Below are 26,330 nucleotides of genomic sequence, written 5' to 3' on the forward strand. Positions count from 1 at the left end.
TCAACTCCGTGAATCGGACGGATCGCTGGCGGGATTGGCGTGCTCCCGAGACATGGAGCGCAGGTGAGCTACGATGTCGGACAGAGTGCGGACGACCCGATCTACCTCTTCGACAGTGGTTTCATGCGACAGCGAAAAGCGCACGGCGCCGCGTAGGCTGTTAGCCGGCACATTCATGGCGCGCAGCACGTGAGATGGCTCTATTGAGCCGGAGCTGCACGCTGATCCGAGCGAAACGGCAATCCCGGCCTTATTGAGATGATGGGCGATAGCTTCGCCTTCGAGATGCTCGAAGGCGATATTGGCCGTGTTCGGCAGCCGGCTGCTGACATCGCCGAGGACCATGCAGTGGCCGTTCTGCAACGTCGCTTGTTCCAGCCGATCGCGCAACGCACCAACGCGAACGCGCTCCCACTCAAGGCGCTCTGAAGCAAGCTTTGCAGCTTTACTAAGACCGACGATGCCGGGAACGTTCTCGGTTCCGCCGCGGCGCTGTCGTTCCTGTCCTCCGCCCCAGATCAACGGCCTGAATTTTGTGCCTTTGCGCAAATAAAGCGCGCCAACTCCCTTGGGGCCGTGCAGCTTGTGCGCGGACATCGACAGCATGTCGATATCACTGAGCTTCAAGTCGATCGGCACCCTGCCTACGGCCTGCACCGCATCGGTATGAAATAGCGCGCCGGACGCGTGCGCCATCTTGGCCAGAGCTTCCACCGGAAAAATGGTTCCGGTCTCGTTGTTGGCCCACATGACCGACGCTATCGCTGTGCGTGGTCCGAGCGCCCAGCGAAAAGCCTCAACATCAAGCCGGCCGCACGAATCCACCGGGATCAGATGGGTCTTGACACCCCTGGTCGCCAACTGTTTGACCAGCGTCAGGATCGCCTGGTGCTCGACGGAGGTGGTGACGATCTCGTCCCGCCCCTGCTGGGTCACAAGCGCAGAGAGAATGGCGGCGTTGTTAGATTCGGTACCGCCGGAGGTGAAGACGATCTCATGATCGTAGGCAACCCCTAACAATGCCTTCAGGCTGCGGCGCGCCTTCATCACAGCGTCCGCGACCTTGTTCCCGAAGGCATGAGTGGAGGAGGCATTGCCGAACTGCTCGGTGAAGAACGGCAACATGGCTTCGACAACGCATGGATCTGTCCGAGTTGTCGCATTGTTGTCTAGATAAACCGACACAAGCGCCTCGTTCAATGCCGCGCTTTGGCGGCGTCGGCGACCGGGATCAGGCGAACGAATTCGCCGAGCCTTTCGACCAGCCGCGCCTGAATACCTTCCAGCGTAAAGCTTGAAAGCTTGCAGAACACGCAGGCACCGGTCAGATTGACCATGATCTTGTTGCCGTCGATCTTGACCAGCTGACAGTCGCCGCCGTCGCGCTGCAGATTGGGACGAATCTCCTCGATCACAGCTTGAATGATTTGCTCCCGATCGGTCTCAGTCTCGGGGCGTTGCTTCCGTTGTTTGGGCTCGACCAGCATGCTTCGCGTTCTCTTGTCATCAGCCGAAGGATTTGCCGCAGGAGCAGCTCGATTTTGCGTTCGGATTGTCGAAGGTGAAGCCCGAGCCCTCCAGCGCCACCACAAAATCGATGGTCGTGCCGGCAAGATGCGCATAGCTTTTGTTGTCGACGAACAGCTTGACCCCATCGCGCTCGATCACGGTGTCGTCGAGCTTCGGCTCGTCGACCAAGCCCATCATGTATTTGAATCCGGCGCAGCCGCCGGCCTCGATCATGATGCGCAGGCCGCTCGCCGGCTGTGCCGATGTTGAAATCGCGCCCTTGACCGCATTCACTGCGCTCTTCGTCAGATTGATCATGGCTCACCCTGATTTGCCTCGCTCGGTTGCTCGCGAATTGGCAAGTCGCATGCCAGCGCGCACGCGGTTGAAAATGCTAACATTTTCGAACCACGCCTGTTGGTCTTGCGACGCGTGTCGGATTGTTGACAAGTATTCGAGAGATCGCGGCGCGCTTTTCGTGTTTCGCTCATGGATTCCGCCAATAAGCGTGGCGCACGCGGCGGCAAACAACTTGCATTGCGTTCGCGCCGGCAGAGCTGTCCGGCGATTGCCTTAGATCGAGGGACGATTCATGACTGCAATTGAGAACACCGCGCTCGGCCGGCTGGAGAAGGAGGGGCGCCTGCTCAACGCCGTATTCAAGGGCGCGACCACCAAGCCGGGCCGGTTCGGCTTTCGCGGCGATATCGCACTGAAATTCCAAGCCCAGGTCGCGGACGAGAAACGGCCTCCCGACTATTCGATCGAGCAGGTACTGACGGTCGCCCAGAAAGGCGAAAACACCATCCCGGTGCTGGCCGGCTACCTTCACTCCTTCGCCTATCTAACTGATTTCGCTGAGGTTCTTGACGCTGCGCTAAGCCCTCATGGTAGCTATTTCATTTTCTGCAACAACATAGACCTGTTGGCGAAATACCGAACCAAGCTCGGCGATATCACCTTCCACGTGCTGCCGTGCGATGAATCCACCGTCTGGAAGGAGATGATGTACCTGGCCGGCGTCGATAAGAACGATCTCAAGAGGCTTGATGCGGGTGGCAGGCTCGATTGCCTGCTCGAAGCAGCCCAGGCTGTCGGCGCATCGTTTGACGAGATCTCTTACGAAGACGGTTTGAAGAGGATGCAGCCCGTGAAAAACCGCAACGAGAACCGGCCGGTCTGAGCGCCGGCTTCAGGTTTCGCCTGAGCGATCGTCCTCGTCCTCGAGAAGCCGAACGCCGATGACGCAGATATCGCCGTCCAACACCGTCAACGCGATCGGAGTGAGCCCGCTACCCTTGCATGGGCCATCAACGCAGCGGCCGGTGCTGAGCTCGAAGGCCGAGCCGTGCTTGCCGCACATCAGTCGGATGCTGCTAGGATCGAGGAACTGGTTGCGTTCCCAGTCCAGATTGATGCCTTTGTGCGGGCATCTATTGATATAGCCAAACACCTGCTTACCCCAGCGCACGACGACAATGGGCCACGGCCTGTGGCTGCCGTCTTCGTCGAGGATCATGAGCTTGAAGCCGATGGCGCGCCTACTTGGAATGTCGTTGAAGCCGCAGATCGCATAGGCGATTTTCGACTGCATCCGTTGCTCGTTCATGACATGATCCCTGTCATTGATCACCGTGCGATCAGCCCTGCAAAAATCGCGCAAGTGCGGATCTCCTCAGCTTTTCGGGAATTCTACGCGCGATCTCGACCTCATGTCGACGCAGCGAGAGATTTGACTGACCTGAGTCCGTGGACCGCAGCTCCTTCATGCTGCCGTCTCCAGGACGGACTATTTTGTCTCATCTTGCAGGTGACGGACGCCGCTTCGATGCCTACTACACCGCCTTGCGCTGGCAGCTTCGGTGGTTATCTGCTAACCGGGCACTGTTGCGGTCCGCGTGGGCGGCTAAAGCTAGTATGCGCCCCCATTTGGACTAGTGATGGCGACGCTGGTGAACAAATGTCCGAGGTTATTGGGCTTGCCATCTGTCTAGACCGAGAGCTCGAAGCGATTGAACTGGTCGAGGTGCTAGCGCATCCGAGTCGGCGTGCCATCCTGACCGCTGTCCCGCAGGCCGGCCGCGTGCCGCTGACGCGAGAGGAAGCGGACCTCGCGTTCGCGTCTTCCAAGCAAGCCGAGGCCTCGACGCTGGCGAGTCCCGGCGTCATCACCGAACGTTTCCGCATCGCCGCGATGACGAAGGCGCACGGGGGATTGAGTGGTCCTCTCTCACCGTGGCGGACGGTCGAGCGAGGCGGCTCATCCGCGAGCGCAGCACATGGAGATTCCCCTCGCCCGAAGCTTGGTGTCGAACTCGCTCTGCTCCATGGGAGAAGTAGACAGAGGCGTTGCTAAGCCGCTTCCGCGGAAGCGGGCGCGTGAGTTTGGCAGTCGGTCGGACAAACCCGAGCGCAGGCACTGCAGCCGATGCAGGCGCCCGGGTCATTCAAAACCATAATCTTCTTCTCGATCTCATCGTCGTCATCATCGAAATCGACAACCTCGCCCCCCTCGGTGATCCCCTTCAACGTCATGACGTTCCGACCGCAGACCTTGAAGCAGCGGCCACAGCCGATGCAGTGGTTGGCATCGATCGAGATCAGGTAATCCGGCGTCCAGTTGCGACCATCGCGCGTTGCAAATGACATGCTTGGCCCCTTACGCCTTTTCCAACGCCTTCAGATCTTCGTGCTTCCGCTCAAGTTCCGCAAAGGCATCGTGCGCCTTCTGCGCCACCGCCATGATCGAAGTCCAGTTGACGGGCAATTCCTCGGAAAGGTCGTGCAGATCCATCTTGGCCTGCGTGGCTTTGCTCGACAGTTTTCTTATTTCTGCTTTCAGCATCTCAAGGTTGCTCATGAGCTGCCCCTCAATAGTTCGCCACGTCGGGAAATTTCCGGATCATCTTGATGCCCGTTCTGACATATTTGCCACCCTCGGCAGCCAGCTTTGAGAGATCGTCGAAGCCGAAGCGATGCACATCGCGCAACTGCTTGTTTGTTACGATCAGCCGACCGCCGATCAGTACTATGCGGCCAAAGCCTTCATGGTGCATCTTCAGCATCGGCTGGATCATCACACCTGTCGCCTTCTCGATCGAGAGCGCGACCGCATTGAAGAACAGTTCCAACCGCCAAATCGTATCCGGATCGGGATCGCCGACGATCGGCAACTCCCTCCGCTTCTCCCTGTCGAGTATGTAGGGCTCGAGCAGATCGAAATCGCTCTTTTCTTCCCATAAGCCATGCATGTCCTGAGCGCGCCAGATCTTGACCAGCTCCTTGACGAAGGGCGCATCGAGAGCGAGGCTCTTGGTCTGCAGTATTTCTACTGTCTCAGTCATATCGTCCTCATTTTTCGAAATCGAACGTCCGCTCCTGGTCCTTTGCTAGCGCTTTGCGCAACCAGGGAGGCGGCGTACCCTTCAGCACGCGCTGGAGCTTTTCGAGCAGCTCCAGGATGTTCTCGGGCTTGTTCACCTTGATGGGATGTATTTTGTTCGCCACCACCCGCGCGGCGCCGGATCCACCGATCGCAACGACATAGAGGATGGCGCAATCCTTGATCGCCTCGAGCTTGGGCGCGAGCTTGTCCTCGTTGCCGTCTTCCTTGAGGTCGCCGTCGAACTGAAACGCTTTCAGAAACACGTGCCCGTCCGGAAAAACATCATAGATGGCAATGTTCTTAGCCCAACCAAAATGCGCATCGACGCGCCTCAAATCCTGTGTAGCGAATGCGACTTTCATGCAATCGATCTCTCTGTCGCGTCAATAAAGCTGCGGCGGCCAGACCTGCAGGCTAGCGCGGTGATCGCCAGGTATCGGGCGTCGGCTGCTGATTTTCCTCGCGGTCGGCGATCACGAGATTGGCGATATCGAAGATCAGATCGCGCGTGCCGCGATAGCCGACGGATAGCTGGTGTCCCGCGCCGATCCGATCGAACATCGGAAATCCCGCGCGATAGAACGGAACGTTTAGCCGCGCAGCGGCCTGGCGGCCATGCGAATGGGTGATCAAAAGATCGCATGCGTGCGCGTTCGCGAGTTCCTCTAGATCTTCGAGATCGCCGATCAGCACCTCCTTCGCCTTAACGCGCTCCAGCACCGGCGATTGCGTCGTGGTCACGGCCGCGGTGACCTGCCCGCCCATCTCGTGCAGCATGCTGGAGACATCGAACAACAGGTCGGGCTCCGCACCGATCGCGAGCCTCCGGCCGGCGATGTGGAAATGAGCATCCAGCATGGCATCGGCCAGCTGGCCTCGCTGCCGCCGGTATTTCAATGGTATCGGGCGTCCGCTGATGTCGCTCAGGAATGCCATGAATTGATCGTTGGGGACGAGTCCGCATAGGCGCTCGAACAGGCGGAACGGCACCCCGGCCTGGGCGTGCATGGTTTCCGCTGCCCGCCGCATCTGCGCACCGATGGCAATAGTCCAGCCGGCTCTGCCCATGCTCGCGACTTCGTCGACCCCGATGCCGCCGATGGTCGTTGGTGTGAACTCCTCGGGGATATGCCCGTCCAGCGATCCCGCCAGATCAGGCAGGATGGATGGCTTCAGGCCGAAATCCTCCAGAATGGTCCTGAGTTCGTCTAGATCACCCGGTGTCAGGTGACATCCGGGTAGGACATTCACCCGCGCGGGATCGCGCTCAGCCTGGACTGCCGGCGCCTCCACCAGCACCTCGACCATGCGCGCCACCGTCTTTTCCCAACCGTCCTGGAATGCGTCCTTGAAATCCGGCGTAGAGACATAGACCAGAGGAAACTTGGCGAGCTGGGGATGTCTCTCGCGGATTAGCTTGATGTAGGCGTCAACGTCATCGCCATTGGTTTCGGTCACCCCGGTCGAGCAGATCCCGATCACCTCCGGCTTGGTCCGATTATAGATGTTGAGTATGGATTGCTCGACATTTTCATAGCCGCCGAGCACGATCGCCACCTCGCTCATCGCAGTGGTCTGCAGCGGCACGGCCTCTTTGAAATGCCGCACGAACAGCGTCAGCCCGAAGGATGTGCAGCCTTGCGAGCCGTGCAGAAGCGGTATCGCCCCACGCAGCCCTAAGAAGGCGAATGCGCCGCCGATCGGCTGGCTCATCTTCAGCGGATTGACCGCACAGGCCTTCTTCGGCGTGGTGACAATGGCCATGACGCTGTCCTATTCCGCGGCTTGCAGAATGGCAGGGGGCAAGGAGACCGGCATGGACGCCAGAATGTCTTCGATCCGCCTCTTGCAGCAGCCACCGACTGCCTCGGTGTGCTGTCTGACTGCCTCGACGGTGCTCAGGCCATGCGAACGGATCGCATCCTCGATCGTGCCGAGATCGACTGCCTTACATAAGCAGATCTTCTTCGCGCGGCGGGTCGTCTCGGCAAGCAAGTGATCGGCAGTGATTTCCGCAATGTGCGCGTCCTTCTGCGCAATGGCCTTGAACTGCCGGTTATTGGCTGTATCGTCCCACGGCGCCGGGCGGCGCAGCTGCTCCCATATCGGGTTGAACAGCGCCTTGTCGATCTGCTCGACCAGTTTCACCATCCCGATGTAGCCCATGTAGGCGTGATATCGCTCCTGGTTAATGTCGAGCCAGGGCATCGCCGCCTTGAGCGCGACGAATTGCGACTTCCCGCCCGAGAGCATGATATCCGCTTTCGCGTCCTTGAGTATCTTGTACATTTCCCGCGGCGTCATGTCCTCGATCATGTGGGCGTCCTGGCCCATCAGCTCCTTGATCCGTTCCTTGTCTTCCTTGGTGGATTTCTTGACGCTGGTACCGACCAGTTCGAGCCCTGCCTCCTGCAGCGCCGCCACAACGGACCAGGATTTGACACCGCCGGTGATCAGCAGCGCCCTCTTGCCCGCAAAGCGAGGCTTATAGGGTTCGATCGCGGCCCAGGCCCGCGCCTCCTCGCGCGCGATCACCGTCTCGGTGCGGTCGATAATATCTTTCGGCGCGCCACGTTCGAGCAAAAGTCGCGCAATCTCGCGCAGTGAATTGCTGGAGTCCTGAATGCCGTAGAACGAGCCCTCGAAGAACGGGATGCCGTAACGCTCCTCCATCTTGCGCGCGACATTGATCATCGACTTCGAACATACCATCATGGCAGCGCGCGCCCGGTGGGATGAGGCGACTTCACGATATTTGCCATCCCCCGAAATGCAGGAGAGGATGCGGATACCGAGTTCGTCGAACAGCGGCTTGACCTGCCAAAGCTCGCCCGACAGATTGTATTCACCGATCAGGTTGATGTCGTAGGGCGTGGTGTAGTCCGGCTCTTCGGTGCCAATGACGTGCTCAAGCAAGGATTCGCCGGCAAGCTTGCAGCCCAGGTTTTTTGGACCCACGAAGCCGGGCGAATTGACCGGAATCACCGGCTTTCCGAATTTCTGAGAAGCTGCCTTGCAGACCGCGTTGATATCGTCGCCGATCATGGCGGGAATACAGGTCTGATAGACGAAGATCGCCGGCGGATTGTACTTCGCTATGATCTCCCTGATTGCCCTGTACAATCGCTTTTCGCCGCCAAACACGATGTCGGTTTCGTTCATGTCAGTGGTAAAGCCCGTGCGCCAGATGCTTGCACCAGATGAAGCTGCACCGCGGTTGTCCCAAGAATTACCCTCACAGGCGATCGGGCCGTGCACCAGATGGGCAACATCAGTAAAAGGCTGCAGCGCGATCTTGGCGCCGTCGAAGGCGCAGCCGCCCGCGGCGCTGCCCGGCTGCAGCTGCTTGGTGCAGCCCTTCTTGCGCTCGGCATCCGGCTTGCTGGCGTTCTTGGCGCAGCCCGGCTCGTTAAAGACATCCTGAATGGTGGCCGAAAGCGAACTCATCTTTCTTTCCGTAACGGAGGGTTTCGTCGCAGCTAAAGCCTTCATTCGCCAGGCCCATCGCCGGGCGAGGCCTTCGTTCGCCGGCGATGGGGCATGTCGTCGTCATCAACGAATGATGTCGAAGCTGTAGTCGGTCTTGCCGGCAATGTTGGTCTTCTTGTCCATATCATCGAAGATTTTATCGAGAATCTTCACCAGCACGTTCATGCCGCCCTGATAGCCCCACACCGGATAGCGGTGATGGTGATGCCGATCAAAAATTGGGAATCCGATTCGGATCAGCGGCGTACCGGTATCGCGCTCTAGATACTTGCCATAGGTGTTGCCGATCAGGAAATCGACCGGCTCCGTGAACAGCAACGAGCGCATGTGCCAGAGATCTCGGCCCGGATAGGCGTGGCAGTTCTGCCCAAACAACTTGATAAGCGTCTCGAATCCATATCGATGTTCGTCGACGTAGATCGGACGAACGCTGGCCCACCGTCTCGCGTAAAGCCTGCGTTCAATCCTCCGCCCGAAGGAATACAGTCAGGATTTCCAATACGGCTACTGCGTGCCAGCTTTGCCACAGCCCCTCCACTTACTCTACCCGCCGCTCGGGGCCGGCCACTAGGCCAATCAGGCACCCGATCAGGAAGGCTGAAGTGTCAATCGTGGCACGAGCTCATCGGAATCCCCCTCTATGCCGGCACGCAGGTATCGGATATCGGACAGACGGCAGCGCATTGCGGCGTGTCGAAATGCTCATCACATTCGGTGCACTTCTTCGCATCGATCATGTACGTGTCGTTCTTGAGCGTGATTGCGGCATTGGGACATTCGAACTCACATGCGCCACAGACGGTGCACTGGGAGGCGATAATCTTGTAAGCCATCACTGCATTCCTTGTACAGGCGAACCGAACGGCTTCTTCCCTTTCAAGAGGCGTGCCAAGCCGCTGGATGCTGATCTATCTTGAAGATTTTCCGTTTCGCGGCGGCATGTCGCGACTTCGACAGTCAGCGTGCATCCGCCCTTCGGAAGAGCAGATCATGGGGAGCTTGAAGGAGCAGAGCTGGGCGTTGCGGTTGCCGATCGCTCCGGAAGCAACCGCGGCAGGGCGGCCATACTTAAGGCTAACTCTGGAGGATAGAGATCTAGGAGACGAAGCGCATGAAGGCGTTGTAGGACGAGCTTCCATGTGCGGGTTAGGCGTGAACGTGCCTCTATAGAAAAAAATTCGAATTTGATAGCGGACGCCGCTTTGACCGGTGGGTTCAGACGAGCACCACGCTCAGAGTACCATTCTGGGCACGTATCGCATAAAATCCGCAGCTAGCTCTACTCAGAGTGAGGCCATTATGCGAATTTTCACGATTTCCGCTGCCGTGCTGGCCGGATGCTTCCGTCTGTCTGGAGCATACGCTGAGCCACTTTTGGTCTCGCACTCCGATAAGAAGGCTTATCAGTCGGTGCAGGAGGCCATAGACGCATTACCGACGCAAGGCGGCGATATTCTGATCGCGCCGGGCACCTATCGCGAGAAGGTCAAAGTCATCAAACCTGGTGTTCATATTAGGGGCATGGGCAAGAAGCCGGCTGACACGATTGTTGTCTACGGCGACGGGGCGATCAATGTGGGTGGAACCTCTCATTCGGCGACGCTGGACGCATCAGGCGACGACTTCCGGCTCGACAATTTGACCGTTCAAAACGACTACTCCCAGCATCCGGAGAATTTGCCTTCGCAGGCGGTGGCGCTTTCCATCACTGGCGATAAGGACGTTATCACCCGCGTCCGACTGCTCGGGGCACAGGACACACTATTTGCAAATAAGGGGCCGAACGGCCGAATGTCGCGGCAATACTTCTCCGACTGCTACATCGAGGGACATGTCGATTTCATATTCGGCAACGCCAAGGCCTACTTCCAGCACTGTGAGTTACACGGCATCGCCAATCAGGCGGTTGTGTATACCGCACAGAGCAAAGGATCGCCCGACGAAGACAGTGCCTATGTATTCGATCATTGCACCCTCACCGCCGATCCCGCGCGGGACATTGCCCTTGGCCGGGCTTGGCGCCCTTACGCTACGGTAGTTTTCTTGTTCACGAAGATGAATGCGCCGGTTATCGCGGAAGGTTGGCGCGAATGGACTCCCGGCAAAACCGACACACTGAAGACGGCCTATTATGCGGAATACAAATCCACCGGCATCGGCGCCAATCCTAAAGTCCGAGAGCCCTACTCCCATCAGCTCACCAAGAGCGAAGCCACGCAATGGTCGCGCAAGGAGTTCTTCGCGAGTGATACGGATTGGCTGCCAAACCAATCATCCCGATAGGAAATCAGCGCAACTTTCTGGTTTTGCACCTCTCGGAGCCGCACTTTCTTGCACGCTGACGGGGACTCGCACTCGGCTGGATTTCCGGTGGGCGGCTCTTCCCCACACCCTCCCCAAGGGGCGCGCGTCAAGCAACGTCTGCATCGGCGTCTTGCCGTAGCACCAGCGGCCCTGATGTGGGCGCGTTTCATTATAGGCGGTGACCCATTCATCGAGATCACCCTACAGCGAGACGATGCTCGGATAGAGCATCTTGCGGAACGCGACGCGGTAGAACTCCTCGAGCACGGTGCGATGGAAGCGCTCGCAAATCCGGTTGGCCTGCGGGCTCTTGGTTTTCGTGCGGGTGTGATCGATGTCCTCGACGGCAAGGTACAGCTCGTACTCGTGATGCTCCGGGTTGCCGCAATACTCGGTGCCGCGGTCAGTCAGGATCTGGCTCAGCGGGATGCCATGCCTGTCGAAGAACGGCACGACGTGGTCGTTCAACAGCTCCGCCGTCGTGATCGGCGTTTTGCGGTCATACAGCTTGGCGAATGCCACCTTGCTGTAGGTGTCGATGAAGATCTGCTGATATATGCGCCCGACCCCCTTCATATTGCCGACATAGAAGGTGTCCTGGGCGCCTCAGTAGCCGGGGCACGCGCTCTCGAACTCGCCATTCGCCTCCTTCTCGGACCTGGCCTTTTCCAACGCGAGAGCTGCGCCTCGGTCAGTACCAGGCCGTCCTGGGCCATCTTGGCCTCCAGCGCCTTCAGCCGTTTCTTGACGTTGGCGAGGTCGTGACGCAGCCACACCGCCCGCGCGCCGAACGGTGAGATCGACAGGCCCCGGCTCCGGAGTTCATTGCTGACCCGCACCTGACCCCAGGCCGGCTGCTCGATCGCCAGCTCGACGACCGCCGGCTCGATCTCGGGCGCGACGCGGTTCTTCAGGATCGGCTTCTTGCGGCTGATCTCGATCAGCGCCAGCTCGCCACCTTTGTCGTACAGCTCCTTGAATCGGTAGAAGCTGTCGCGGCTATAGCCCATCATCCGGCGGCCTGGCTGATATTGCCGAGCTGCTTGGCCAGTTCCAGCATTCCGACCTTTGCGCGAATAACCTTCTGCTCTTGCGGCATGGTGGCGTCTCTCCTGTGCAAGACGCTGCGGGCTGCGCGGGAGCGCCCTTTCGGGGTGAGCGCTCCTGCTCGCCCGCAGCTCCAATCCCCGCCAGTTCAGCCATGCTGTAAGATTAAGTCGAACCTTCTACATGGAAGCAGTGTTAATGCGAGACGAAGCCAAGGCTTCAACGCGATCTGCGAATCGATCGACGGCCTCGCGAGCGGCCTCGTTTGAGGCTAGGAGGTTCCTGGCGAGTCCGCAACCGTGGCCGCTGCCAGTTTGCTAAAACTGCAGCATTATCAAACTTGGCGGAGAGAACGTAGCAAAGGGGACATAAATAATGCGGAATAAGCGCGATGCAATCTACCCTTCCATTCGGTGGATTTTCAGAGCCATCGACCCAGAACTGCTTGCCTTCACGAAATCCGTGTTTTCGCGATCTGCTGGTCAAACGCAGCAACAAGCTGATTCGCGCCTCAGCAAGAGCCTTTGTGTCACTACTTTCCTTTGAACGAACTCGCCCTTAAGAGAGCTTCTGAGGTGACATCGCATGCTCGATATCGGCGACGAAGGTCGGTTCAACACATGTGGCTCTCTGGCCCGCGGGAGTGATCTCCCAGGAAAAAGCGGACGGGATTTAAGCGGCTTTAGCTCCACCTCGATCGGAGCCATATATCCGGTGGCGGAATGGAGCACCTGATGCAGGATAGATGGGGTGACTGCGGTTGCTGCTCGAAGGGCTCAGCCTGGAAGGGAAGCCGGTGAGCCGGCGGCAGCAGGAGCGCGAATATGAAGCACTATGTTGGTCCGGATGTTTCCCTAAGGAGACGGCTATCTGTGTTGTAGACGAGAATGGCGTCGTCATTCGCGAAGGCAAAGCACTTTCTGAGCCGGAGGCTATTGTCGCCTGGCTCAACGAAAGCGGATTGCACATCACTAAGATCGGGATTGAGATTGGTGGTCTCGCTCGTTGGCTGTACAGCGAATTACGTGCTGCCGGTCTACACGCAGTCTGCATCGATCCCCGAAGGCTGCGTGGGGTGACCAAGACAATGCCCGTTAAGACCGATCGGAACGACGCTCGCGCCATTGCACAGGTAATGCGGGTTGGCTGGTACACCGTTGTTCATATCAAGGGTGATGTGAGCCAGGAGCTACGAATGCTCCTGAATAATCGCAAGACGCTTTTGATCAAGCAGATCGATATCGAGAACGAAATTCGGGGCGTCTTACGTATCTTCGGCTTAAAGCTGTCTGGCCGCATATCTCAAGCGACGTTTGAGCAGCAAACCAATGAACTCACTGATGGCCATCCACGGCTCGCGGTGATGCTACGTCCAATGCTTGTGGCTCGAGCCGCGCTGCGTGAACAGTACGGCGTCCTACACAAGATGGTACTTGAAATAGTGCGCCGCGAACCGACGTGTCAGCGTCTCATGACGATACCAGGCGTGGGTGCACTGACGGCAATCACTTTTCTAACAACCATTGATGACCCAGATCGCTTTCAACGTTCCCGCGACGTTGGCGCGCATCTCGCCCTCACGCCACGCAAATATGCATCTGGGGAAACCGATCGGAATGGTGCGATTTCGAGATGCGGAGATGTGATGCTCAGGACCACACTTTATCAGGCAGCGCTTGCACTTCTAACCCGTACCCAGCGTTGGTCTGCGTTGAAAGCCTGGGGTGTAAACGTGGCCAAGCGACGCGGTCTTCGCCGCGCAGTCGTAGCGGTCGCACGAAAATTAGCGATCGTGATGCATCGGATCTGGGCAGATGGAAGCGAGTTCCGATGGACCCGGGAGGAGGCGATCGCATGATCAATTAGCAATTCAGCGGATCCGCCGAAAAGGCGGAACGACGTCCTGCGAGGACGAGGTCGGGGTGACTGCGCTGCAACCTCTGTAGCCTGCAATACGCGCCTAATAGATAGCAGCTCCCGATCTTCGGACTACCATCCTGAGGCGGCTATGAACGTCGACCTCGTAGACAAGAGCGAGCCTCGCAGGCTGTCAGTAGGAAGCTGAAGGCTTGTGCCGGCAACCGCAATCAGACAAGAGGTTGCACGTGTTCGAGTTATTCAAATTGCCTACCCGACAAGACAAACTCAAGTCCATGCGAGAAATGGGCGCTTAAGACCGCGCCATCTTTTGCTGTGACAACGACGAGCGCACATTTCGCCGCTACATGAACGGCGAGCGCAACATCGAACCAAAGTTGGGAGCTCGTATAGACGACACCTACGCGTCAGTCTCTGACGAGCAGTTAGGACTTCCCCAGGTCAGATGGGGCGGCCTTTCGATGCACTCCTCGCTCGCATCCGTCTAATCATGGAGTTGCCTAGTCTGTCCGCGAGACGGCAGCCCACGATCGATTTGCTTGCCGATGACCTTATGCTGATGACGCTTCAACACCCATGCGCCGACGAATGCGATGATGCGGCTGGGCTAAGTGCGCGCGCCGGGCAAAACATTGCCAGCGGATTGCTGCTGTGCTGCTGGGCGCCGCACGCGGAAGGAGGGGCGCGAGAATGCGCCAAGGCTCGCGGTCTCACGGTTCGATGCGGCTATTCGATTCCTCGAACGCGAGATGGCTACTCGTGCCGGGTCCGGCAGCCACCGTGATCTCGCCAGGCTCAGACAGCGGCTGTCTACTGCGCATTTCTACTACGTGGCACTGCACTGCGAATTCCGCGCTGACCGTACCAACTTAAACAGCGGTTTTTCGACCTCTCGGGCTCATCGCGAACGTAGGTTATGAGTACGTAGGAAGTCGCGGAAGGACGCTGACCATGAATAGGATCACGCTGTCCTCTCGGTTCTGGGCCATGCTTGTCCCAATGATCATCGGTTCGCAGCAAAATCGGCCGAAGGAGCCAGCCAGGGAAATCAAATAGCCGCAGTGTGAGCTCGTTTGACCGGGACTCTTCGACCGGGGTCGAGCGAGGGCGCAGCTAAATCCTTCTAGGCGTGCGTTAGCTACGCGATCTGGGATCGAAAGGCTGGCCGAGCATGGACGTATCTTAACCCACCATTGGGAAGGAGGTCTTCGCATAGCAGTGCAAAACACAGTGCCGAGCGTCAGCCGCGGAGTCCGACCGAATCATCAACCTCACGTTGCACCATCCTCCGGCATACATGTCAGCGAGGCTGAACTGTTCGCTCAAAGTTCGATTGCTCCTCGGAGAGACGTCTTTCGACAAATCGGCGCTCAATATCTGTTAGCTTGGTTCCTAGCAAGCGTCGACAGTGCGCGATGTCATGTCATCACAACGGCAATCCGTGCTCACAATCGCCCTAAACACGCAGCTCCGGGGCGCAGCTCTTCGCTCGACCCCTGCTCTAGACTTGCCAAGCTGTATTGCCTACCGACACGGGGGGTGCATGTGCGTTTAGCCCGCGCCCATCATACGGAGAAGGGCAACTTGGTCGCAAAATCAATGCCGATCCGTTCTTGGCTCAAAATACCAAGGCATTGCTCTGCAATCGACTGCGCATCCATCTCGAAGTCTCATTGAGGTGCGGCGAGCAAAACCTATTGTATCTTGCAACCAACGCGATTTGAAAACTGACGAGCGAATTGGGACGATCCGATGCGTCAGCTGGCCCATTCGGTTCATCGTTGGAACAGCAGACTTGCTGATGAAAGGGTGAGAAAGATGATGGCCGACCATGCGGCGAGACTAAAAACGATGACGCCGAGCCATGTCGCGACATTGGTCCAATTGATGGATCCATGCCCCCGGCGAATTCGCCTTGCCGGGCAACTGCAGAAGGTTCGGCTACGCACAGCGGTGATGGGTTCACTGTAGTTGGGAAACCGAAATCGTTGGTTGCGGATGTACTTGATGCGACCAGGTAAAAAGTTAGGCCTCCACGCTTTATTCGCTTCATGGCCCACCTTCTCAGACCGGTCGCTCAAATTAATAATGCGATAGTCCTGCCGCAGTGCGGCGATGCTATCCGCCTTCCTCAAAGCTTCGTGGTTGCCCTTATGAATTGCAATCCGATCGATCCAGCCACGAACACAATGGCTCTCACGAACCACAACGATACTCTCGCTCTCACCGCCCAGAGCGATCAGCATGCAACGGAAGCTGTGGCGCTCCATCGCGCCGCTGTCGCGCGACTGGAAAACTCCTGAGCAGTAATAGTCCCGTCCGATCTTTTGAGAGCAACGGCCTACGGCGATGAAGCTCCTAAAGTGCGTGTACTTACCCATTCTGTGATACTACGCCAGCTGCACTAACGTGGGTTTGAACGTATTTTATCGCATGTTTCAGCTCTGCAGGGCGGTCGCGGTCAACTTCCGGTTACCTGCTCCTAATGCCGGTTTGATCGCGTACGCGCCCTCATAGCTAGTTGACCGTTGCTAGGTAGCCCCATCGAATTTCTGTTCTACAACCTGACGCTACGTACGGTTCAAGCTTTTTGTTCGTAGCTCATTCCGTCTTGGTCGCCTCGAAACACGGAAAGTGCGCTCTCGAAGCAGAGCCATCCGGGGCTGGCCCGTTTCAGCCGGCGAGCAAATCTTCCGGGCTCGCCGGGCATGGTTCTGAAGTTGTCACGACGGCCTTCATGCGGGATTCGGCTCCCAATCGTTGTGGTTCTGCTTACCGGCTAGGGCTGCTTGCACACCCCTCCCATGGACGACACGCCGGTACCTCAGCGCGACCCGGAAAAGGCGGCCAAACTCCGGAAGCTGTCGTATCTGCATTTTCTACCTGCCAGGTCGCGCTATCGGCAAATCGCACGTCATCCAGTGTAATCCCTAGGACATGGTCCCGATCCAGCCCACGCATTACCAGCGCCCCCTCCCCTCCACGCACATGCCGCAGAACGATCTCGCGATAGACTGGAATGCTGCTGCCGTGCGCGTGGGGATCGTAGCGAGCATCGAAATTGATCGGCCATCGATTGCCCCGCAGGTACACATTCTCATAGGTCACCCGCTCCACGACACCGCCCCGGCTGACATCGCTCTTGATGCGCAAGCCCGACGTCGTGCCGTCCAGGGTCAGCCCGCGCACCAGTATGTCGCTGACACCCGAGTTCACCTCGCTGCCGATCGACATGCCATGGCCCCAGCCGAAATAGTTATCGATGATGGAGATGTGGCGAGTGGGACCATTGTTGCCGGCCTTGATTGCCACATTATCGTCTCCGGTGCGGATAAAGCTGCGGGTGATGGTCACATCCTGACTGGCGCCTGGGTCGATGCCGTCGGTGTTGCGCGCGTCGGCTGGTGCATCGATGGTGATGGCCCAAAAGGTGGCACCTTCGACCCGATTCATCGCCACGTGGAAATTGGGCGCATTGCGCAACGTGATGCCGTGAAAGGTAATGTCCTCGGCATGATCGATCTGGACCAGGCGGGGGACGTTCTGGTTGCCTCCCTCGGTCTGCGCGCGCCGGGCCAACTGCCACCAAGTTTCGACGCTGCCGACCATGGGCGTGCCGCCCTGGCCATCGATAATGCCGCCACCATAGATACCGCCGCCGCGCGTTTTGGAAAAGCTGATGAAGGGGCGGCATCCGTCGCCCTTCCCATCGATACGACCACAGCGTCCCACGCCCTTGTCATAGGCAGCCGGGTCGGCGAGGGCAAAAAGCGTTGCACCGCGCTCGATCCAGAGCGTTACGCCGGATCTCATCTCGAGGGGACCTGACAGGAATGCCCCACCCGCCAAATAGACCGCTGCGCCAGCAGGGCAATGTGCAATGGCGTCTTGCAGCCTAGCCGTATCATCCTTGCGAGAGGGCGCCAGGCGGGCGCAGACAGAGCCCGGCGCAACAGGTTCGGCGACCGTGCGGCGGTCTCTCGCATAGGCCTCGCCGGCACGAAGAGCCATGACGACAACCATGGGAAGCACGATCCAGTAGCGGAAAACATTTGTCATGAACACCTTCGTTTGTAGCGACTTCGATATAAGGACTTTCCGGTTTATGGAGCAACTCCGCACGAGTTGCTGGCGGCGCATGGAGTGGATCTGTCTCGGCTGGCGACCTGGGCTTATGCGAACCCCAGTCCGGCGCCGCTATAGCTGCGCGCGAGCCCTTCGTCGGCCAAGCCGGCCTCTTCAAGAGCTCCCAAGAAAACTGAGCTGCTGCCGGTTTGATGGACACCGGGTTAAGCTAATCCCACCTTGCGCTCGAACTCAACCGGGCTGAGATACCCGATGGTCGAGTGCCTGCGGATCGTGTTGTAAAATCTTTCGATATAGTCGAACACATCGGCGCGTGCCTCGTCTCTGGTTCGGTAGATCTTGTTGGCGGTCCGTTCGGTCTTGAGCGACGAGAAGAAGCTCTCCATCGCTGCGTTGTCCCAGACGTTGCCGGAACGGCTCATGCTGCAGAGAATGCCGTGATCGGCCATCAAGCGCTGGAACTGCTCACTGGTGTACTGGGCGGATTCAAACGGTCGTCGCAACACTCTGAAGTTGGAGGTTGCGATGAACATTCGAAAGCGGCGATCAGCACGGTCAGGACGAGCGCCATTGCCATCGCCAGGACGGCCGCCTGTTGCAGGGCGCGATGAACAAAATAGATTCTGGCGAGCGATCGCCACGGGGCTAAGCAGCGAGGATGCTGCGCTCGAAGCTGGAATGTCACAACCTGTCGGAACCAGATTGTTCCGAAAGGCGGGCGGCATGCCACCAGCGATGTTCAGATTTTCGGCAAAGCCGCTCTCTGGCCGGTACCTGTCATTGGTAGAGCGCGAGGAGATCGCACTTCTCAAGGTGCAGGGCCATTCCATACAGGAGATTGGGCGCTGCCTCGGGCGGGCTGCCTCGACAATCTCCCGCGAACTGCGGCGCAATGCGGCCACCCGCAGCGGCGGGTTGGAGTATCGGGCGACGACTGCCCAGTGGCATGCAGATCGATCGGCCCGTCGCCCCAAACCGACCAAGCTTGCGCTCAACGTCACCTTGCGCACTTATGTGGAAGAGCGACTTGCCGGTGTCGTCGTGGCCCCGAGCGGCGCTCCCGTTCCTGGTCCCGCCGTTCCGTGGAAGGGCCGCCGGCATGGCCCGCGCAAGGATCGGCGATGGGCCAAGGCCTGGAGCCCTGAGCAGATTGCCCGACGCTTGCCGATCGACTTCCCGGACGACAAGACGATGCGCATCAGCCACGAAGCCATCTATCAAGCACTCTTCGTCCAAGGCCGTGGGGCGTTGCGCCGCGAACTGACCGCCTACTTGCGAACAGGGCGTGTGTTACGGATGCCCAGGGCGCGCGTACGCAGGCGAGGCAAGGGCTTTGTCTCGCCGGAGATCATGATTAGTGAGCGCCCTGCTGAAGCGGCCGATCGAGCGGTGCCGGGACATTGGGAGGGAGACCTTATCCTCGGTCTTGGCAGTTCCGCAATCGGCACGCTGGTCGAGCGCACGACGCGCTTCACGATGCTGTTGCACCTTCCCCGGTTGGCGGGGCATGGCGAAGCTCCGCGCGCGAAGAACGGGCCTGCGCTCGCGGGACACGGGGCCGAAGCCGTGCGCGACGCGATCACGCGCACCATCATCACCTTGCCCGAAGAATTGCGTCGTTCGCTGACCTGGGATCAGGGAGCCGAAATGGCTCAGCACGATCGTCTCAAGATCGATGCGGGTATCCAGGTCTACTTCTGCGACCCGCAAAGCCCTTGGCAGCGCGGCACTAACGAGAACACCAACGGGTTGCTGCGGCAGTACTTCCCGAAAGGCACAGACCTGACCATCCACAGCGCCGACGAGATATACGCCGTGGCAGCGGCCCTCAATGCCCGACCGAGAAAGGCACTGGGCTGGAAAACGCCGGCGGAGGCGCTTGACGAGTTGCTGTCATGAGTGGAAACAACTGGTGTTGCGACGACCGTTTGAATCCGCCCTGACTGCCCTGGTCGGAGTGGTGCAACAGGGTGTCCGGCTTGCCGCGTCGCCAGACGGCCATCAGCAGGGCATCGGTTACCAACTGAGCTGTCATGGCGGCGCTCATCGACCAACCCACCACCCGGCGTGAGAACAGGTCGATCACCGCTGCGACGTAGAGCCAGCCCTCGGCCGTCCAGAGATACGTAAAGTCGGCGATCCACTTCTGGTTCGGCCGCTCGGCGGCGAACTGCCGGTCAAGGAGGTTCGCCGGCACGGTCTCGAGCTGTCGATCGCCGCTGTCCTTCGGCAAGCGCCGGCGTCGCGGCCGCGCCCGCAAGCCTTGCAGGCGCATCAGCCGTTCGATTTGGTGCAGGCCACAGTCCGCCCCATCGGCGAGCAGATCACGCCACACCCGGCGCGCACCATAGGTGCGGTCGCTCGCCATGAAGCTGGCCTTCACCTTGCCGCCGAGCTCTTCGTCGCTGCGGGATCTGGCGCTGGGCGAGCGATTCAGCCAGGCATGGAAGCCCGACCGCGACACCCCCAGCGCATCGCATAGCCATGCCACCGGCCAGATCGCCCGGTGCTTCGCGATGAAGACGAACTTCATGTCGCTTCCTTCGCGAAGAAGGCTGCGGCCTTTTTTAGGATATCCCGCTCGGCCTTCAACCTGGCGACCTCACGGCGCAACCGCTCGATCTCCTGCTGCTCCGGCTTCATCTGCCCGTGGCCGGGAAAGGCCTGCACCGGATCGGAGCCGAACTCTTTCACCCATTTGCGCAGAACGTTCTCATGAACATCCAGGTCGCGCCCGGCCTGCGCCACCGACACCCCACGCTCCCTAACCAGCTTGACCGCCTCGATCTTGAACTCGCGACTGAACTTCCGTCTCTTCATCGCCCACCTCCGGCTTCATGAAACACCTAATCTCGGTGTCCATCAAACCGGCAGCAGCTCAAACGACGAGTTCAAATTCATGGAGTGGGCTCGGTGCTGGCCTCCTCATCTCATGACCACGGGTTTCGTCTATATGGGTGGCACCAAGCTCGATGCCAACGCGAGCGCGGACACCCTCTCCTTCAAAATGCGCCGCCAAAGAAGAGCGCGCGGCTCCGCCCAAAGGGTGGCGAGCAGTCCTGGGCGGTTCTCAAGCCGACGGCCCGATCAAGGAAGGTTGAAGGCCACGGATCAACAATCTCCGGCCCTTCAGCCCGTCGCTCAAATTCTGTGCCCTCGCGGAGGAAGAGTGTAGCAAACATTTTTCCGCAACACGGTGGTGGTGCCGATGGTTTGACTGTGGCTGAGAAGGTCGATCAAACAGCAAACGACTCCGGCAGCTGAACCAGCTAATTCTCTGCCCGATTAGTCGGCGCGATGATCCCTCGTGTGATCAAGCAATTTAGCACCGTATCAGCCAACTGCTCCGGCTGCTGGTCCGGCGTCTTCAGATGGACCTCCGGCGAGCTCGGTGGTTCGTATGGCGCATCGATGCCAGTGAAATTCTTGATCTTGCCTGATTTCGCCTTGTAGTAGAGGCCCTTCGGATCGCGCCGCACGCATTCGTCGATCGGCGTATCGACAAAGACCTCGATGAATTCGCCGTCGCTAACGAAATCGCGTACCATGTCCCGCTCGGCCTTGTAGGGAGAAATGAAGGAGCAGATCACGATCAGGCCGCTGTCGACCATCAGTTTGGCGACCTCGCCCGCGCGGCGGATGTTCTCCACCCGATCGGCTTCGGTAAAGCCAAGGTCTCGATTGAGACCGTGCCTGAGATTGTCGCCGTCCAGGAGCATGGTGTGATGCGACATCGCAAACAGCCTCTGGTCGACGAGGTTGGCGATGGTCGACTTGCCTGCGCCGGAAAGTCCGGTGAACCAGATGATGCAGGGTCTTTGGTGCTTGAGAGCGGCGCGCTCCTTCTTGCCGAGCGAGAGCGGTTGCGAGCCTACGTTGGTGGCGCGCCCTAAGGCGAAGACAATCATTCCAGCGCCGACGGTCCGGTTGGCGTAGCGATCGATCACGATGAAGGAACCGGTGCGCCGGTTCGCCTCATAGGCATCAAAGGCTGCCGGCAGCGCGATTGCAATATTGCAGAAGCCGATTTCATTGAGGCTCAAAGTTCGGGCTGCTAGGTGCTCGCCGGTGTTGACATCGATCTTGTATTTGATCGCAGTGATGCTGCCGGAAGCGATCGATTGCGCGCCGATCCGAAAGGCATAGGACCGGCCCGGAACCACGGCCTCCTGATCCATCCAGATCACGTGGGCGGCAAACTGATCAGCGACCTCGGGTCGTTCCGTGGGCTTGACGAGGATATCGCCGCGGCCGACGTCGATCTCGTCAGCCAGCGTAATGGTTACCGCATCGCCGGCTTCGGCACGCGCAAGTTCGCCATCATACGTCACGATCTGCTTGACGCGCGAATTGCGACACGATGCCGCAACGATGACTTCATCGCCAACCGCAATGCTGCCGGAGATGACGGTTCCAGCGTAGCCGCGGAAATCCAAGTTCGGCCGGTTCACCCATTGCACCGGGAAACGGAAGGGCCGGCCAGCCGTCTCGGACTGCATTTCGATGCCTTCGAGATACTCCAAGAGGCAAGAGCCGCGATACCAATCAGTATTGCCGGACCGGTTGATGATGTTTTCGCCGTATCGTGCCGAGATGGGGATAGCCGCGATCGACGTGAACCCGAGCTTGGAAGCGAATGCGACATAGTCGCCCACGATGCGATCAAACACCTCCTTGCGGTAATCGACCAGATCGATCTTGTTCACGGCTACGACCACGTGTCGGATGCCCAAGAGCGAGCAAATGAAGGAGTGGCGCTTGGTCTGCACCAGAACGACCTTGCGCGCATCGATCAGGATGACCGCCAGCTGGGCACTGGACGCGCCGGTCGCCATGTTGCGCGTATATTGTTCGTGGCCGGGCGTATCGGCCACCATGAACGATCGCCGCGGCGTGGTGAAGAAGCGATAGGCGACATCGATGGTGATTCCCTGTTCGCGTTCGGCCTCAAGTCCGTCGACCAGCAGGGCAAAGTCGATAACATCTCCGGTTGTGCCGTGCTTGACGCTGTCGCGCGCAAGCGCCTGCAGCTGATCCTCATAAATCTTCTTGCTGTCGAGCAGAAGGCGGCCGATCAGCGTCGACTTTCCATCGTCGACGGAGCCGCAGGTGATGAAGCGCAGCTGATCCTTGCTGTCGGTGGAGGTAGAACGTCCAAATGCATCAGTATCCATTCAAAAATAGCCTTCACGCTTCTTTTTCTCCATCGACGCCGCTTCATCGGTATCGATCAACCGCCCTTCCCGCTCGGACATCTTCGCAATCTGCATTTCCGCGACGATGTCTTCGATGGTGGCAGCGTCAGATTCGATGGCACCGCTCAGCGGATAGCAACCAAGCGTGCGGAAACGTATCATCTTGAGCTCGGGGGTCTCGTTCGGAGCCAAGCGGAGGCGCTCGTCATCGACCATAATCAGCGTGCCGTTGCGCTGGACGACCGGCCGCTTTTTCGCGAAATAAAGCGGAACGACCGGAATTTTCTCCAGCATGATGTATTCCCAGACGTCGAGTTCCGTCCAATTCGACATGGCAAACACGCGCATCGTCTCGCCGTTCCGGATCCAGGTGTTGAAGAGATTCCACAGCTCCGGCCTCTGCTGCGCGGGTCCCAGACATGTCCGGGCGAACGGAAGGAGAAGATGCGCTCCTTGGCCCCCGGCTCTTTTCCTCATCAGGCCGAGCGCCCCCGAACGCCGCATCAAAGCCGTAGCGGTCGAGGGCCTGCTTGAGCGCATCGGTCTTCATCACCTGCGTGTGCAGCGTCGATCCGGAATCGATCGGGTTAATGCCGCGCTCGATCCCATCCTGATTTATATGCACGATCAGGTTGATGCCGAGCCGCTTGGCCGTCTCGTCGCGGAAGCTGATCATCTCGCGAAACTTCCAGGTGGTATCGACATGCAACAGTGGGAACGGGACCTTTGCCGGATAGAAGGCCTTCAGCGCAAGGTGCAGCATGACGCTCGAATCCTTGCCGACCGAATAGAGCATTACTGGCTTGCTAAATTCGGCAACGACGTCGCGCATGATCTCGATGGACTCAGCCTCCAGCCGCCGTAGATGCCGCGGAAGCATGTTTGGTTTAGTGGCGCCTTGTGCGTTCATCTTGAGCATCTGGGTCGTTCCCGACAGGACAAAGTCGCCGCTTCGATAATCTCGCCTGCACAGCGCATGAGGCAGCCCTCAAGGTAGGTAGCGGTGCGCCGGCGGCTAGAAGCACCGCGTCGCCGGCGCCGTAACCTAATCTCTCGTTGGCGCGAGCCGCGGGTAGACATCGGTCTCGCACGTCTTGCTATGACCGCGCCGTGAACGCCTGCTGCAACTGCGCCATAGTCGAATTCGCCAGCCGCAAATTCTCTTCCCTCTTGGGCTCGGCTAGATGTTGCGCCTCCTGAATTATGGAGGGGTCGGCAGCCAACGGGGACTGCTCTCCAGCTGCCGAACAATGCTGTTCAGCTCGCTCGGTTGAGCGGAGATGCCGAACAATGCTCCTCCCCTGCCGCCCAGCAAATCCTTGCAGGTGCTAAATAACTGCCGATACCCTTCAGTCACCTCCCGGCCCTTATCCACGACACCGGCTTGCTGTGCGTACCGAAGGTCCTGCTCATACCCCAGCTCCTTCAACAGGTCGGCCCCGACTAGATCGGTCACTACTTGCATCTCTTCGATGCTGAGTTCGGATTGCCACGCTTGGACTGAGCGCTCATCGATTGTCTTTTTCTCTAGGATCTTTCGATCCCCAAAAGTACTGGAGCGGAGATAGTCCGCTTGCTCCACCGTTGCCGATGCGATGGCCGTGGACCCATAGCCGAGGCCAGCGATCACGCGCCGAATTTCCTCGTCGGGGCGCGCCACCAGGACTTCGTATTGCACGACTTGCGTCTGACGACGACCGCGATGCGCGGCAAGCGTAGGCAGGCCCAGAACGATATCGGCGAGAGAAGATGCGATGCCGGGCACAGGCTGGTCCAGCACAAGGCCGGCGAGACAAGCAGCTATGTCGGACGGGCGGCCTGCCGACAGAAGCGAAATACCCCACGTCGATTTCAACGATGCAGCAATAGCGTAAGGATTACGCATTAGAAGGATTCGTGGCGCTTCTGGATACAGGGAATCCAAAAACTCGAGTACCAACCAATTGCGTGGGGTCTTGTCTACGAAGGTACGCTTGCCCGCAGCCGCCAAATACTGGCCGTAAGCCGCATCGGCAAAAGCGCGGCTTGCGATATTACGATCTATTCGGCCCAAGAATTCGGAGGTTGCAAGATGAATCAGTGGCGCCCCCGCTGGATGACGGTGGTCCACTCTGCCAAATGCCTCAAGTGCCAGCATCAGCCAGGGCTCAGGCGGCGCCGCAATATCTGGATGCTGCTGGAGCAAATGCGCCAGCAGCGTCGTCCCCGACCGAGGAAGGCCGAGGAGAAAACAGACCGTAGGCAATTGTTTGATATCCTGGCTCATGGCTCCACGCCCTTATGGTTGGATAATGCGAGCGGCCGCCCCACAGTGCTCATCCGGTTAAAAGAAATAACGGCAGCCGTGAGAGCCGAGACCGCTCACAACAAGCAAATCACCGCGGTCGGCGAGCAGCGCCTTTATCGTCGCGCGGCGATCCAGCGAACCAGGAGTGGCGAGCGTCATCACTTCATCTCCGTCACCTCTCGGCCGATCATGCGCTGCGAGATCAAACCGCGATCTGCTGATCGCTTTTGAACGCGAGCGATGCGGCGGCCGCTTAAGCTCACCTAGTTGAATCAGTCCTTTACGTGCGACCAATTCCTCTGCTCGACCTCGCAGGACGCTTTCCTGCGGGATTGCAAGGACAACCAGAGCTTTGCGAGCCTCTCTCGGCTTCTTCAATGCCTGCTCTACGCGATCGTCCTCAATCAGGCGGTTATGGATTCTCCAATAGCGGATGGGGAAACCTGCGGCAGCCGGCATGGCTTGTTCTAAAGGGTCGTGTTCCTAAGCAATACGTCACCCTCCACTTCGCGGGGATATATGTTCACCAATTCGAATGAAGGTAAAAGATCAAGAATAGCTTCTAGGGAGAGCTGACCCTCGTAGAGCTCTTTGTCGCTGTATTCCGTGTAGATGAAGCGCGTATTGCTCAAGGTCTGTCTGCCACCAGCGATGACATCTGCCTCGGCTCCCTGCACATCCATCCAGATCAAATCGATCTGGTTCAGCTTCGCTTCGCTGCACCAATCATCCAGCCTTCGAGTTTCAACTGAAATGGGGCGGTCGAACCGAACCCAGTCATATTCGGTGAGATGGTTTTTGGGTCGGCGTATCGAGCCAGAGAGGTCCCATGCTTTCGCCTCTCCATCTCCATTGCTTGGGTGGAATTCGATCCTGCCGTTTCGGTCACTAACCGCGAACTCGAATAGCTTGACCTTTTCGGGGCCAACATTCATGTTCTTCTTGAAGCGCGCAGCCGCTCGAGGGTCCGGTTCAAAGCAATAGAGCTGCGCCTTTGGACACAGGAACAGAAAACGTTGGCTGTCGGCTCCGTCATTGCAGCCGATGTCCAAGATAACAGGATCTGGCTTTTGAATAAGCGAAATGATGTGCTCATGTATGTTTAACAAGAGGCAGACTCCCGCGTGCGTTCAAAACGCTCTCGCACCAG

The 26,330-nt window shown here is 58.7% G+C and carries 20 protein-coding genes and 6 pseudogenes; 4 read left to right on the forward strand and 22 right to left on the reverse strand.

Annotation, left to right across the window (positions count from 1 at the left end; genetic code table 11):
* Genes nifS through RX331_RS38255 form a run of 3 tightly spaced genes read right to left on the reverse strand, consistent with a single transcriptional unit; the run spans nt 1 to nt 1,827 of the window.
* Nucleotides 1-1,200 (reverse strand): cysteine desulfurase NifS, encoded by a 1,200-nt coding sequence (gene nifS / locus RX331_RS38245; protein ID WP_317258391.1) that lies wholly within the window; start codon nt 1,198-1,200, stop codon nt 1-3.
* Nucleotides 1,197-1,487: a NifU family protein gene (locus tag RX331_RS38250; protein ID WP_317252688.1), complete on the reverse strand. Its 291-nt coding sequence runs from the start codon at nt 1,485-1,487 to the stop codon at nt 1,197-1,199. The genes nifS and RX331_RS38250 overlap by 4 nt, the downstream gene beginning before the upstream one ends.
* A 19-nt stretch (nt 1,488-1,506) precedes the next feature.
* The gene (locus RX331_RS38255; RefSeq protein WP_317252689.1) at nt 1,507-1,827 is read right to left on the reverse strand and encodes an iron-sulfur cluster assembly accessory protein; all 321 of its coding nucleotides are present in this window, start codon (nt 1,825-1,827) and stop codon (nt 1,507-1,509) included.
* A 274-nt stretch (nt 1,828-2,101) separates the two neighbouring features.
* Between RX331_RS38255 and RX331_RS38260 the strand changes: the two genes are divergently transcribed.
* On the forward strand, nt 2,102-2,692 hold the full coding sequence (locus RX331_RS38260; protein ID WP_317252690.1) for a hypothetical protein: 591 nt from the start codon (nt 2,102-2,104) through the stop codon (nt 2,690-2,692).
* Nucleotides 2,693-2,701: 9 nt separating this feature from the next.
* On the opposite strand, the gene RX331_RS38265 is transcribed toward RX331_RS38260, so the two are convergent.
* The 9 genes and pseudogenes from RX331_RS38265 to RX331_RS38305 form a co-directional block, all read right to left on the reverse strand.
* The gene (locus RX331_RS38265; RefSeq protein WP_317258254.1) at nt 2,702-3,103 is read right to left on the reverse strand and encodes a Rieske (2Fe-2S) protein; all 402 of its coding nucleotides are present in this window, start codon (nt 3,101-3,103) and stop codon (nt 2,702-2,704) included.
* 758 nt (nt 3,104-3,861) lie between these two features.
* The gene (gene fdxB, locus RX331_RS38270) at nt 3,862-4,158 is read right to left on the reverse strand and encodes a ferredoxin III, nif-specific (RefSeq protein ID WP_317252691.1); all 297 of its coding nucleotides are present in this window, start codon (nt 4,156-4,158) and stop codon (nt 3,862-3,864) included.
* A 10-nt stretch (nt 4,159-4,168) separates the two neighbouring features.
* The gene (locus tag RX331_RS38275) at nt 4,169-4,369 is read right to left on the reverse strand and encodes a CCE_0567 family metalloprotein (protein ID WP_317252692.1); all 201 of its coding nucleotides are present in this window, start codon (nt 4,367-4,369) and stop codon (nt 4,169-4,171) included.
* 10 nt (nt 4,370-4,379) lie between these two features.
* Nucleotides 4,380-4,853 (reverse strand): NifX-associated nitrogen fixation protein, encoded by a 474-nt coding sequence (locus tag RX331_RS38280; RefSeq protein ID WP_317252693.1) that lies wholly within the window; start codon nt 4,851-4,853, stop codon nt 4,380-4,382.
* A gap of 7 nt (nt 4,854-4,860) precedes the next feature.
* A complete protein-coding gene (gene nifX / locus RX331_RS38285; RefSeq protein ID WP_317252694.1) occupies nt 4,861-5,256 on the reverse strand; it encodes a nitrogen fixation protein NifX in 396 nt (131 codons plus the stop codon).
* Nucleotides 5,257-5,308: 52 nt separating this feature from the next.
* A complete protein-coding gene (gene nifN, locus RX331_RS38290; RefSeq protein ID WP_317252695.1) occupies nt 5,309-6,658 on the reverse strand; it encodes a nitrogenase iron-molybdenum cofactor biosynthesis protein NifN in 1,350 nt (449 codons plus the stop codon).
* 9 nt (nt 6,659-6,667) lie between these two features.
* Nucleotides 6,668-8,341, reverse strand: coding sequence for a nitrogenase iron-molybdenum cofactor biosynthesis protein NifE (gene nifE / locus RX331_RS38295; RefSeq protein ID WP_317252696.1), 1,674 nt, complete (start codon nt 8,339-8,341; stop codon nt 6,668-6,670).
* A gap of 105 nt (nt 8,342-8,446) precedes the next feature.
* Nucleotides 8,447-8,755 (reverse strand): annotated as a pseudogene (locus tag RX331_RS38300) (nitrogenase component 1); the annotation flags it as partial.
* A 266-nt stretch (nt 8,756-9,021) separates the two neighbouring features.
* Entirely contained in the window at nt 9,022-9,216 is a 195-nt protein-coding gene (locus tag RX331_RS38305) for a 4Fe-4S dicluster domain-containing protein (protein ID WP_317252701.1), read from the reverse strand.
* A 466-nt stretch (nt 9,217-9,682) separates the two neighbouring features.
* Here RX331_RS38305 and RX331_RS38310 point away from each other — a divergent pair, with 466 nt between their 5' ends.
* Complete coding sequence (locus RX331_RS38310) at nt 9,683-10,666, forward strand: pectinesterase family protein (protein WP_317252702.1); 984 nt, start codon at nt 9,683-9,685, stop codon at nt 10,664-10,666.
* Here RX331_RS38310 and RX331_RS38315 read toward each other — a convergent pair.
* A pseudogene (locus tag RX331_RS38315) lies at nt 10,655-11,786 on the reverse strand (IS481 family transposase). The gene RX331_RS38310 and the pseudogene RX331_RS38315 overlap by 12 nt on opposite strands.
* Before the next feature lie 772 nt (nt 11,787-12,558).
* On the opposite strand from RX331_RS38315, the pseudogene RX331_RS38320 reads away from it, so the two are divergent.
* Nucleotides 12,559-13,592, forward strand: a pseudogene (locus tag RX331_RS38320) (IS110 family transposase).
* 1,795 nt (nt 13,593-15,387) lie between these two features.
* Here the strand turns inward: RX331_RS38320 and RX331_RS38325 are convergent.
* The 3 genes and pseudogenes from RX331_RS38325 to RX331_RS38335 all read right to left on the reverse strand — a co-directional run.
* On the reverse strand, nt 15,388-15,993 hold the full coding sequence (locus RX331_RS38325; RefSeq protein WP_317252703.1) for a hypothetical protein: 606 nt from the start codon (nt 15,991-15,993) through the stop codon (nt 15,388-15,390).
* 391 nt (nt 15,994-16,384) lie between these two features.
* Nucleotides 16,385-17,671, reverse strand: coding sequence for a glycoside hydrolase family 28 protein (locus tag RX331_RS38330; RefSeq protein WP_317252704.1), 1,287 nt, complete (start codon nt 17,669-17,671; stop codon nt 16,385-16,387).
* A gap of 230 nt (nt 17,672-17,901) precedes the next feature.
* Nucleotides 17,902-18,180: pseudogene (locus tag RX331_RS38335) on the reverse strand (IS3 family transposase); the annotation flags it as partial.
* A 43-nt stretch (nt 18,181-18,223) separates the two neighbouring features.
* Between RX331_RS38335 and RX331_RS38340 the strand changes: the two are divergent.
* On the forward strand, nt 18,224-19,597 hold the full coding sequence (locus RX331_RS38340) for an IS30 family transposase (protein WP_317252705.1): 1,374 nt from the start codon (nt 18,224-18,226) through the stop codon (nt 19,595-19,597).
* Between the two features lie 40 nt (nt 19,598-19,637).
* Here RX331_RS38340 and RX331_RS38345 read toward each other — a convergent pair.
* The 6 genes and pseudogenes from RX331_RS38345 to RX331_RS38370 all read right to left on the reverse strand — a co-directional run.
* Nucleotides 19,638-20,518 (reverse strand): annotated as a pseudogene (locus tag RX331_RS38345) (IS3 family transposase); the annotation flags it as partial.
* A gap of 449 nt (nt 20,519-20,967) precedes the next feature.
* Nucleotides 20,968-22,872 (reverse strand): sulfate adenylyltransferase subunit CysN, encoded by a 1,905-nt coding sequence (cysN, locus tag RX331_RS38350; protein WP_317252706.1) that lies wholly within the window; start codon nt 22,870-22,872, stop codon nt 20,968-20,970.
* Nucleotides 22,873-23,773: pseudogene (gene cysD, locus RX331_RS38355) on the reverse strand (sulfate adenylyltransferase subunit CysD).
* Between the two features lie 321 nt (nt 23,774-24,094).
* Entirely contained in the window at nt 24,095-25,159 is a 1,065-nt protein-coding gene (locus RX331_RS38360) for a sulfotransferase (RefSeq protein WP_317252707.1), read from the reverse strand.
* Nucleotides 25,160-25,216: 57 nt separating this feature from the next.
* Entirely contained in the window at nt 25,217-25,639 is a 423-nt protein-coding gene (locus tag RX331_RS38365) for a hypothetical protein (protein WP_317252708.1), read from the reverse strand.
* An 8-nt stretch (nt 25,640-25,647) separates the two neighbouring features.
* Entirely contained in the window at nt 25,648-26,289 is a 642-nt protein-coding gene (locus tag RX331_RS38370; RefSeq protein ID WP_317252709.1) for an FkbM family methyltransferase, read from the reverse strand.
* Nucleotides 26,290-26,330 lie beyond the last annotated feature (41 nt).

Source organism: Bradyrhizobium sp. BWA-3-5 (assembly GCF_032917985.1).
Lineage (GTDB): Bacteria > Pseudomonadota > Alphaproteobacteria > Rhizobiales > Xanthobacteraceae > Bradyrhizobium.